The sequence below is a fragment of the Leptolyngbya sp. Heron Island J genome, assembly GCF_000482245.1.
Taxonomy (GTDB): domain Bacteria; phylum Cyanobacteriota; class Cyanobacteriia; order Phormidesmidales; family Phormidesmidaceae; genus Leptothoe.
Genome location: NZ_AWNH01000060.1, coordinates 213,795 through 225,345, shown reverse-complemented (window position 1 = coordinate 225,345; position 11,551 = coordinate 213,795). Strand labels below are relative to the sequence as shown.

The following is an 11,551-nucleotide window of genomic DNA, read 5'->3' as shown; positions in this document are numbered from 1 at the left end:
GGCTTATGACTCAACAATCCCGCTAGCTGACCGTCTCGATAACGCTTCGCCCATTTTTGGACCGTGACCCGATGACGACCTAATAATTTGGCAGCTTGCTGGATTGTCGAAGCCTGTTCGCTTTTAAGCAAATAGAGGAATTGAATTCGCTCTTTTGACGAGGCCGTTTTTTGACTTCTCAGGAGAGCTTTGAGCTCGTCTTCACTTTCGGTAATTTCAAGATGGTAAATGCCTGACATCGCTCACATTGAAGGCTGCACCTCAGTTCTACCATGTGTAGCTCTTAATTACAGAATTGGTATTAGACCTATTGGCCAAGCGACTGATTTGGAGGAATAGATAGTCTCCTGAGGCGATGGTTCAGGTGAGGGTAGCGCGAGCACCAAAAACGGCCATGAGCCCGAAGTTAGTGTGATTTTGCAATTAAGGCCACATCCTGCTCTCATCAGGGCTATGATTAGCTTTCTAGACATGCGTCGCCATCTTTAGATGGGCTTTTACTATAGCTAGAAGCTCAGCCTGCGAGAAAGGCTTTTGTAAGTAATCTGTCGCACCAGAAGATTCGGCTTTTGCTTTATCTAATACACTGGCATTGCTGCTAACGATAATAATCGGTAAATCCTTAAACGCACTACTCCGTCTAAGGATTTCGCATAAACGTCGGCCATTAATACCAGGCATAGATACATCCATCAAAATCATATCTGGCTTCATGGCAAACAACATTGACATCGATTCCATGGGGTTTTCCAGTGTAGCGACGTCAAAGCCATCTGTTTCCAAATAACTCTTCAACGTGTCCAGCATTGCTGGACTATCGTCAATACATACAATCTTTGGAGCCTTTTGAGGCTGAGACACTGAAAGTGTTTGATGCGATATCTGAGGTAATATCCGACGCGGCACACTCGGCAGCTTATTTAAAGGAAAAACTGGATAGGTTAGCACAAACGTATGTTGCTGAATATAAGGAGATAACAGCTGTGCTACCCTCAGGCTATCCTGCTTAAGTAAAAATGCAACGTGATAAAGACTATTACCCTGCATCAGCTGAGCCAGCATTGACAGCAGTGATTGATTAAGCTGGCCATTAACAACAGGTTGATTAAGGCGGCTATTATCAGGACATGAAATCTGTTGATAAGGTGATTTCACCACAGGCTGTAGCTGCTGCCAACTCTGCAAGCGGGATTCTAGTTCATCGAGAACTGTCTCTAATGGCATTAGAGACATATAGTCAGTCTGATAAGACTCAATACTATGTTTAACCTCTGGTAACCACAGCAATGACTCTAAAGCATCCTTAGACAGAGAAAGCTTTACGGCTTTAGAAACTGCAGCCGTTATCAGGCCTTGCTGTTCAAGCTGTTTAATCGCGTTCTGAAGGTGCAGATCCCATGGTTGGGCGTCTTTCATTGAAGAGGTTAAACCTTCACGCACTGATACTGACAAAGCACACCCCAATTTTGCTAAATGATGCATCAGCATCTCTAACGTTTGCAGGGAATGGACAGCATATTGAAGTTGACCATTATGGACAAAGACTTTCCAGGTCACGCTATTTGCCTCAACCTGGAGGTGACTACTCCCATGGGAGTGAACCATTGATCGACACAGCTGGATAATATTGGCCCTCGTCCCCATGTCAACCTCCTGATACAGACCAAGCAATATCAAGAGTTCCCGTACAATTAAGGACACTCAACAGTAGCTAAGTACCTGAAAGACCATTGACAATATCGCCAAACAAGTTCCACTAAATTACTAAGCACTTTTTATTGCGACAAAAGCTTAGCAAACAAAAAGCCCTTCAGGCTGAGCTGAAGGGCTTTTTTCATTCTCCTAGGGAGCAATCAACTTAGCCAAATCGGCCAGAGGTCGATGCAATTAGGAAGGCAGCATAAGTCAGAACGTAACCCACAGTAAAGTGAGCTAGACCAACCAGACGCGCCTGAACGATGGATAAAGCAACCGGCTTATCCTTCCAGCTAATTAGGTTAGCTAGAGGAGTGCGCTCATGAGCCCAAACGATGGTCTCAATTAGCTCTTGCCAGTAACCTCTCCAGGAGATCAAGAACATGAAACCAGTCGCCCAAACCAGGTGTCCGAAGAGGAACATCCAGGCCCAAACAGCCAAGTTATTCATGCCGTAGGAGTTATAGCCATTGATTAACTGGGAAGAATTCAACCACAGATAATCACGGAACCAACCCATCAGGTGAGTAGAGCTGTTGTTAAACTGCGCTACGTTACCAGACCAGATAGCCAGATGCTTCCAGTGCCAGTAGAAGGTTAACCAACCGATAGTGTTGAGCATCCAGAACATGGCTAGGTAGAAGGCATCCCATGCAGAGATGTCGCAAGTACCGCCACGACCAGGGCCATCACAAGGGAAGCTATAGCCAAAGTCCTTCTTATCGGGCATTAGCTTAGAACCACGGGCATCCAACGCACCTTTGACCAAAATCAAAGTAGTGGTGTGGAGACCTAGGGCAATAGCGTGGTGAACCAGGAAGTCACCAGGGCCAATGGTCAAGAACAAAGAGTTAGTGCCACTGTTGATAGCTTCGAACCAACCAGGTAGCCAGATGCCGCTAGCAGCAGCAGTAGCTGCACTATCAGCATTGGAAAGTAGGGCATCAAAGCCATATAGGGCCTTACCAGAAGCAGCTTGTACCCACTGGGCAAATACAGGCTCAACCAGGATTTGCTTCTCGGGAGTACCAAAGGCAACTACAACATCGTTGTGTACATAGAGGCCCAGAGTATGGAAACCGAGGAACAAAGATACCCAACTCAGGTGAGAGATGATCGCTTCTTTGTGCTCCAGAATACGAGCCAACACATTGTTAGCGTTCGCAGCTGGATCATAGTCACGAATCAAGAAGATCGCACCGTGGGCAAAGGCACCCATCATGATGAAACCAGCAATGTACTGGTGGTGGGTGTAAAGCGCAGCCATGGTGGTGTAATCCTTAGCCATGAAAGCATAAGGAGGCAACGCATACATGTGCTGAGCAACCAGAGAAGTTACCACACCCAAGGAAGCCAGAGCCAGAGCTAGCTGGAAGTGCAAGGAGTTGTTGAGAGTATCAAACATACCCTTGTGACCATCGCCAAGCTTACCGCTAGGAGGCTTGTGAGCATTGAGGATCTCCTTGATGCTATGGCCAATACCGAAGTTAGTCCGGTACATGTGGCCAGCAATGATGAAGACAACCGCAATAGCTAGGTGGTGGTGAGCCATGTCAGTGAGCCATAGAGACTCAGTCTGAGGATGGAAACCGCCCAGGAAGGTCAAGATTGCAGTACCTGCACCCTCAGATGTACCAAACACATGGTTTACAGTGTCAGGGCTCTGAGCGTACACACCCCAATTGCCAGTGAAGAAGGGGGCCAAGCCAGCGGGATGAGGCATGACAGTCAGGAAGTTATCCCAACCAACGTGCACACCACGGGACTCAGGAATTGCAACGTGTACCAGGTGACCAGTCCAAGCCAGGGAGCTAACACCAAACAAACCAGCTAGGTGGTGGTTTAGGCGAGACTCAGCATTTTTGAACCAGGACAAGCTGGGACGGAACTTAGGCTGTAGGTGCAACCAACCTGCAAGCAGGAAGATTGAGGACAGCACTATTAAGAACAAGGACGCCGAATAAAGGTCGCCGTTGGTCCGCATACCGATGGTGTACCACCAGTGGTAAACCCCAGAAAACGCAACGTTAACAGGGCCAGTAGCGCCAGCCTGGGTGAACGCATCCACCGCATTCTGGCCAAAGTGAGGATCCCAAATCGCGTGGGCGATGGGCTTGGTACCGAGGGGGTCAGCGACCCACTGCTCGAAGTTACCTTGCCAAGCAACGTGGAACAGGTTGCCGGATACCCAGAGGAAGATGACTGCCAGGTGACCAAAGTGAGAAGCAAAAATCTTTTGATAAAGATTTTCCTCCGTCATGCCATCGTGGCTTTCAAAGTCATGGGATGTAGCAATCCCGTACCAGATCCGTCTTGTGGTTGGATCCTGAGCGAGGTCTTGGCTAAATTTTGGAAATTTAGTTGCCATAGGTTTCTATTAAGTCCTCCCTGCTAACCAATCGACAGAATTCGAGCATGGAAGAACGCCCAAGTTGTAGCAATACCACCCAGTAGGTAGTGAGCTACACCAACCGCACGACCCTGAGTGATGCTCAGTGCGCGAGGCTGAATTGCAGGAGCGACCTTGAGCTTATTATGAGCCCAAACAATGGACTCGATCAGCTCTTGCCAGTAGCCACGGCCACTGAACAGGAACATCAGACTGAATGCCCAGATAAAGTGAGCAGCCAAGAACATCAAACCGTAGGCGGACAGAGCCGAACCGTAGGAGTTGATTACCTGGGAAGCCTGAGCCCAGAGGAAGTCACGGAGCCAGCCGTTGATAGTAATGGCGCTCGTCGCGAAGTTACCACCAGCGGGGTGAGACACCGTACCACCGGAAACGGTACCCCATACATCCGACTGCATCTTCCAGCTGAAGTGGAAAATCACAATGGAGATGGAGTTATACATCCAGAACAGACCGAGGAAGACATGGTCCCAACCAGATACCTGGCAAGTACCACCACGACCGGGGCCGTCGCAAGGGAAGCGGAAACCCAGCTCGCTCTTATCAGGGATGAGGCGAGAGTTACGGGAGTACAGCACACCCTTAAGCAGGATAAGGACAGTTACATGAATGGTGAACGCATGGATGTGGTGCACCATAAAGTCAGCTGTGCCAAGGGCAATAGGCATCATGGCGACTTTGCCACCAACGGCAACCATGTCACCACCGAAAGCAACACTAGTAGGACCAATTGCATTAGGAGCAGTTGTACCGCTAGCAGCTAAGGTGTGCAGGTTCTGCAGCCATTGGGCGAAAATTGGCTGAAGCTGAATCGCACTGTCAGAGAACATGTCCTGGGGACGACCCAAGGCACGCATAGTATCGTTGTGGATATATAGACCAAAGCTATGGAAGCCTAGGAAAATACATACCCAGTTGAGGTGAGAAATGATGGCATCACGAGCGCGAAGGACGCGGTCGAGCACGTTGTCGACATGCATGGCCGGATCGTAGTCACGAACCATCGCGATCGCAGCGTGAGCAGCACCACCCACAATCAAGAAACCGCCAATCCACATATGGTGAGTGAACAGGCACAACTGAGTTGCGTAGTCAGTTGCTAGGTAAGGATACGGAGGCATCGCATACATATGCTGAGCCACAATTACCGTTACCGAACCACCCATAGCCAGGTTGATAGCCAGCTGAGCATGCCAGGACGTGGTCAAGAACTCAAACAAACCATCATGGCCATTCTTAGCAGGGAAGAGCAACGGATCACCCTTCTGACCTTCTAGGATTTCCTTCATGCTGTGACCAATACCCCAGTTAGTGCGGTACATATGGCCAGCAAAGATGAACATGACTGCGATCGCTAAGTGGTGATGCGCAATATCAGTCATCCAAAGACCACCCGTAACGGGGTTAAGGCCTCCCTTGAAGGTCAAAAAGTCAGCATAGACACCCCAATTCAGGGTGAAAAATGGCGTAAGTCCCTGAGCAAAACTCGGGAAGATGTCAGCCATGAACGCTTTATCTAGTAGATACTCGTGGGGCAAAGGAATATCCTGTGGAGCCACCCCGGAATCCAATAAAGCATTAACAGGCAGAGCAACGTGGATCTGGTGACCAGCCCAGCTCAATGAACCCAAGCCGAACAAACCAGCTAGGTGGTGGTTCATCATGGACTCCACATTCTGGAACCACTCAAGCTTAGGAGCTTTGATGTGGTAGTGGAATACACCAGCATTAATCATCAAACCAGCCATTACTAGCGCACCGATGGCGGTACACAAAAGCTGGAATGAATTGGTGTAACCAGCTGCTCTCCACATCTGGAATAAACCAGACGTAATCTGAATACCTTGAAAGCCTCCGCCCACTTCACCGTTCAGGATTTCTTGACCAAAAATGGGCCAAACCACCTGAGCGCTGGGATGAATATTAACGGGGTCTGCTAACCAAGCTTCAAAGTTAGAGAACCGAGCGCCATGGTAATACATGCCACTCAGCCAAATGAACACGATGGCCAAATGACCAAAGTGAGCGCTAAAAATTTTACGAGAAATGTCTTCTAAGTCACTGGTGTGACTATCAAAGTCGTGAGCGTCGGCGTGGAGATCCCAAATCCAAGTGGTGGTTTTGGGTCCCTTAGCCAAGGCGCGGCTGAAGTGTCCAGGCTTACCCCATTTCTCAAAAGAAACAGGTACCGGATTTTCATCAACTGTCACCTTGACTGCTGCCTCCCGCTCCCGCGGGGTAGTTGTCATGGAGACTCTCCTCTCTCTAGACAAAGAACGAACAGCCCAAAAAGGCGAGACAAGCAAAATGCTTCTTTAGTTTCGAAACAATTGCAAACATTTGCTACCGAGATGTTAACGCAGTAGAAACGCTGATGCTCAACACTTAACGGGATTGCTCTTGAGCATTATAGTCTCGGCGCTTCACCGATCCCCCGTCGAGTTAACAATAATTCAACCTCCGAAATCCTCTTAGGGTAAGGGTCGCAAGGTAGTCGTTTGCACAAAATTGACATCAAGCATGGATGACATTAACAAATCTCAATATAGTCCTCTATTTCTGGCGTCAGGCCATAAAACCTGCATACAACCTGGAAAGTTCGGCCTCTTTTTCTTAATGAACACCATAGGCTCTACCAATGGACAGAGCCTGAAATCCATATATACATATGACTACTTTTATTAAGTTTTGCAAATCAAATAAGGAATTGTTCTCCAGGGCTAAGGTCAAACAAAATCTGTCGATCAAGCTTGACCGACAGGCAGCTAGTATCGATTAGGCGAGTTCGTGACCGGAGGCGAACGGAGCCGAACTTAACTGTCACGGAAGATGCACACCATGGCCTTGGTCTTTAATGTTTTGGGACATTTACAGCAGCAGTTAACCAAGATGGTTGGACCGTTGATTTTAGTGGTGCTGCTATTAATCAATGGCTGCAGCCAACCCCAGACAATTGAGCCGTCTAATGCCCGTGAGACCTCGCCTTTATCTACATCTCGTCCGTCAATCAAACAGGTAGACACCCCCAGTCTGATTCGTGAGTTAACCCCATGGCTGGATACCTATGAGCCTCAGGTGAAAATTCGTCAGCCCCAAGCTGAGCAGATTTTTGACGACACCGCCGTCACCGTCGTTTTCCAAGTACAGGATTTACCTATATATAAGGATGAAACCTGGAATATGGGGCCTCACATAGAGCTAATGATTGACAATCAGCCCTATGGCTCGGTTTATAACCTTGAGGAGCCTATTATTATTGAAAATTTAACGCCAGGGACCCATACGATCAGAGCCTTTGCCACCCGTCCCTGGCATGAAAGCTTCAAAAATACAGGTGCCTATGCCCAGGTCACGTTTCACGTCTTGGCCAAAACGGACGAAAACTCTCCGGTTGGAGGCCAGCCTTTGCTGACTTACGGTGCGCCAGTCGGTCGCTATGGTGCTGAACCGGTTTTACTGGACTTTTATCTTACCGATGCTCCTTTGCATCAGGTCGCCCAAGATAATCCAACAATTTCTGATTGGCAGGTGCGCTACACCATTAATGGCGACAGTTTCACTCTTAAAGATTGGGACGCTGTCTATATCAAGGGCTTGAAACCAGGTAAAAATTGGGTGCAGCTTACCCTGGTTGATGATGATGGCCAGCCAATCCAAGGTGTGTTTAACAACACTGTGCGCCTGATTGAATACGATCCTGCTCTTGATGACGGTCTGGCCAAAATTACCCGAGGAGACCTGACGTTAGCAGAGGTAGGCAGCATTGTTGATCCGACCTATGAGCCACCGGTTCTTGAAGTGCCTGAGCCTGCTGAAAAATTACTACCTGAGGATCTAGATGCAGTGCAGGAGCCAGAGAAGACTCCGGTATCTAATGACGTCGTGATAGATACGACTGAGCCCGAGGCGACTGACGCCAAGTCTGAGGACCAGTCAGATTCTGACAGTATCATTCCAGACGTGACTGAGCCGGAAGCGGCTGAAGCCGAGTCTGAGAGCCCACCAGAAAAAATTGGAACCGAGTCCTCAGACAATACTGATCAATTGTTAGATAGCGCGGCGGCAGATCAAAAGTCTAGTGGGCCTGATATTGAGCCGGATGAGTCTGCTAATGAACCTCAGCCAGTGGAGGAGACTGCACCAGACACTGAGGTATTTGACACACTGGAAAATCAATCCAGCTCCAGCCCAGAAATGGTAACAGAGCCAGAGATGACAATGGAGTCTGAATCAAGTCCTAATCCTGTTACCTCTAATCCTGTTATCAATGATGAGGTGTCTGATGAATCGTCAACGGAAACAGTTGATGAAGAGGTAGAGGAGATATCTCAGGAGGCAGAGTCAGATGAGGATGGAGCTACTGCTAAAACCCGACGGTATCTGCAACGGCTCTATGACTATCGCGATCGCTCCATGCAAACCTATGGAGGCGATCGCTAATTTCTAGCTTGCAGATCACAGGCTTCTGGCTTTAGCTCCCGTTCCATCAAACCCTCTACAGCTTCTTGAGGCGTCACCACACCGCGCAGCAGCCGATGTACCTGGCGGGCAATCGGGACTGGAATCCCTTCTCGATTGGCAATGTCAATCAGGACATGGGTAGTGTTAACACCTTCAGCCGTGCTGCCTAACTCTGCCAAAATCTGGTCTAGTTTTTTACCCTGGGCTAAGCCATAACCGACTCGATAATTGCGGCTGAGAGTACCATCGCAGGTTGCTAGCAAATCCCCTAATCCTGAGAGCCCATAGAAGGTTTCAATTTGAGCCCCCATGTGTACGCCAATGCGCAACATTTCAGGAATCGCCCGAGTAATCAGAGCCGCCTTTGCATTGGACCCAAGTTTTAGGCCATCACAAACACCCACTGCGATCGCAACCACATTTTTCAAGGTACCCCCCAGCTCAGCGCCCACTGGGTCAGGGCTGGTATAAATGCGAAAAGTCTCGGATGCATAGACCTGCTGTACCTTCGCTGCGGCCTCCACATCTGTGCTAGCCACCACCGTAGCCGCCGGTAGCTGCGCCTCAATTTCCTTAGATAAGTTAGGACCAGACATCACCACAATTGGATTATCTGGAAATGTGTCGTTAAAAATTTTCGACGGGGTACGTGTGGTCTCGGGGTCTAAACCCTTGGTTGCCGTCACCAAAATCGTGGAGGATTTAAGCTTAGCCGTCTGTAGTTGACTTGCTAGAGCAGCCACCCCTTTCATAGAAATTGCCGAAACCACAATATCGGCATCTGCCACAGCCGTTGCCAGATCCGACGGCCCTCGGCGTGACCAAATCTGCACCTGATTACCATTGGTTAAAGCCAGTCTGGCCAAAGCAGTTCCCCAGGCACCAGCCCCCAACACAGTGACACGAGCTGTTTGCTTGAGCGCTTGGGCCAACGGAATCGTCGGAGTTTCAGATGGTGCAGATGATGTAACCACAGGACAATGCTCCCTTAAAAAAAGGCTCTACATAATTTTGAAGTTTGAAGTTTGAGTTTTGAATTAAAAGATTGGCATCGCTGATCCTCAGAATGGCTTTAGCTGTAAGAGATAGTCAAATAGCAAGTGCTACCGATCAACTCATCCCCTAAATCAGCAATCGCAATCAACTCAAAACCCAAAACTCAAGCTTTAAGAACCTATCACTAGCCTAAGCCACTGGCGCAGCCACGGGGGGCTGATATTGATCAAGCTGATAGTCAGGAATGCAGTTGTCGCGCATATAGGTGTAGTAGTCGCGCAGGTTGCGATCGCATCTATCCTCAGACCAGTCACAGTAACGCTTTAAGACCTCCGCCACCACTGGTAAGGCCACAAAACCATAATCCCTTCGCATCGCCAAGGCTGTCCGTCGTCGGCAAATATCCACATAGGTACGAGCTAACTCCGCACGCACACTGTAAACAATCTGGGCCTTAACATCAGGCTGACCTGGCACAATAGGCTCAGCTAATTCAGGAAACTCCTCAATGATGGCCAATACTTGGGGTGTACGAGCACCATAAAGCGATAAAAGATGAGCCACCAAATCTCGATTAGCCATCGTCATCAGCTTCTTAGCCTCGCCAGCCAAAATCGCCCCCGGCAGAGGAGCTTGTCTGGTAGCAGAGTGACCTTGAGGCGGCTGCTTGCACTTCTTCAATGCAGCATTCACCATTTCCTCTCCTACCTGGCGATGAGTCGTCAGCTTGCCGCCAATCAGAGAAACCATATTCTCTACTGCTTCAGAGGTGTGGTCGTACAGTATATGGCTGCGCGTAATACTGCTCGTCTTTTTACTATCGCTATAGGGCAAAGGCCGCACCCCGGCATAGGTAAACCGCACCGACTTCCGTGTCAGCTGCGCCGTCGGAATCACCCGATTGGTTTCATTTAATAAATAATCAATTTCGTCATTGCTAGCATGAACCTTATCTAGATCACCCTCAAAGCGAATATCTGTGGTGCCGATCAGGCACATCCCCAACCACGGCAGGATAAAGAAAGGTCTACCATCCGTCAATGCCTCCACATAAAGGGCCTCATCCGGTGCCCCAGGGAATTTATCTACAATCAGATGGCTACCCCGTGTACCGCCAATTTTTCGAGTTTTACCCACGGGGGCTGGGGCATTCCCTTGAATACCACTACGACACACCTGATCGACCCAGGGACCAGACGTATTGATCACGACTGTTTGTTCATGACCATGCACCGTAAATGCCTCACCCGTCTCACTATCACGACAGAGCAACGACGAAACCCGATTACCTTGCCGTTGCAGCTGGGCCACAATTACATAGCTCAGCATAGTCGCCCCAGCCTCTTGGGCCGACAACATCACTTCTAAACACAGCCGCTCAGCATATTCCACTTGAGCATCGTAGTATTGAGCCGCACCACGACAGCCCTCCGGTTCCACCGCCCGAAATAACTGCTTCATTTTTTTGGCCCCTAACATGCGGTGATTGGGCAAGCTCTTGTCATAGCTCAGCAGGTCATATAGCACCATCCCTGCCTGAATTTCCCAGTAACTGCGAGATCCCTGAGCATAAATAGGAATCGTCATCTGGATTGGTTTTACCAAGTGAGGGGCTGTCTGCAGCAAAATCTCCCGCTCCCGCAGCGACTCTCGCACCAAGTTGAATTCAAAATACTCTAAGTAGCGCAAACCACCATGTACCAGACGGCTCGACCAGCTCGTGGTACCGCTACCAAAATCCCCTTTCTCGATCAGAATTGTCTTTAAGCCACGGAGTGCACCATCACGGGCCACAGCCACGCCATTGATACCACCACCAATCACAATCAAATCGTAGGTCGTCGCTTCTACTGTTGAGTAATCAGGCATAGTTGCCACCAAAAGTAACGATCTGTAGAAAAATATGTATTAGATTACGAACTAGAGTTCCCCATGCTTCAAGATGGCACAGTTTGTTAGAAAGAGGTTGAAATTGTAGGGGCGTTCTAT

At 49.0% G+C, this 11,551-nt stretch carries 7 protein-coding genes; 1 reads left to right on the top strand and 6 read right to left on the bottom strand.

Features of this window, described 5'->3' with window-relative positions; genetic code table 11:
* From N836_RS57220 to psaA, 4 genes are all read right to left on the bottom strand, one after another.
* Positions 1-239 (bottom strand): helix-turn-helix domain-containing protein (locus tag N836_RS57220; RefSeq protein WP_023073499.1); only part of this gene is annotated, 239 nt, incomplete at its 3' end.
* Between the two features lie 226 nt (positions 240-465).
* Positions 466-1,644: a response regulator gene (locus N836_RS57215; RefSeq protein WP_023073855.1), complete on the bottom strand. Its 1,179-nt coding sequence runs from the start codon at positions 1,642-1,644 to the stop codon at positions 466-468.
* Between the two features lie 214 nt (positions 1,645-1,858).
* On the bottom strand, positions 1,859-4,063 hold the full coding sequence (gene psaB / locus N836_RS57210; protein ID WP_023073854.1) for a photosystem I core protein PsaB: 2,205 nt from the start codon (positions 4,061-4,063) through the stop codon (positions 1,859-1,861).
* A 23-nt stretch (positions 4,064-4,086) separates the two neighbouring features.
* Positions 4,087-6,354: a photosystem I core protein PsaA gene (gene psaA, locus N836_RS57205; protein ID WP_023073853.1), complete on the bottom strand. Its 2,268-nt coding sequence runs from the start codon at positions 6,352-6,354 to the stop codon at positions 4,087-4,089.
* 589 nt (positions 6,355-6,943) lie between these two features.
* Between psaA and N836_RS57200 the strand changes: the two genes are divergently transcribed.
* Positions 6,944-8,545, top strand: coding sequence for a hypothetical protein (locus N836_RS57200; RefSeq protein WP_152532183.1), 1,602 nt, complete (start codon positions 6,944-6,946; stop codon positions 8,543-8,545).
* On the opposite strand, the gene N836_RS57195 is transcribed toward N836_RS57200, so the two are convergent.
* Both N836_RS57195 and N836_RS57190 read right to left on the bottom strand, forming a co-directional pair.
* Entirely contained in the window at positions 8,542-9,540 is a 999-nt protein-coding gene (locus N836_RS57195; protein WP_023073851.1) for an NAD(P)H-dependent glycerol-3-phosphate dehydrogenase, read from the bottom strand. The two genes, N836_RS57200 and N836_RS57195, sit on opposite strands and share 4 nt — an antisense overlap.
* 211 nt (positions 9,541-9,751) lie before the next feature.
* Positions 9,752-11,431: a glycerol-3-phosphate dehydrogenase/oxidase gene (locus tag N836_RS57190; RefSeq protein WP_023073850.1), complete on the bottom strand. Its 1,680-nt coding sequence runs from the start codon at positions 11,429-11,431 to the stop codon at positions 9,752-9,754.
* Positions 11,432-11,551: the final 120 nt, after the last annotated feature.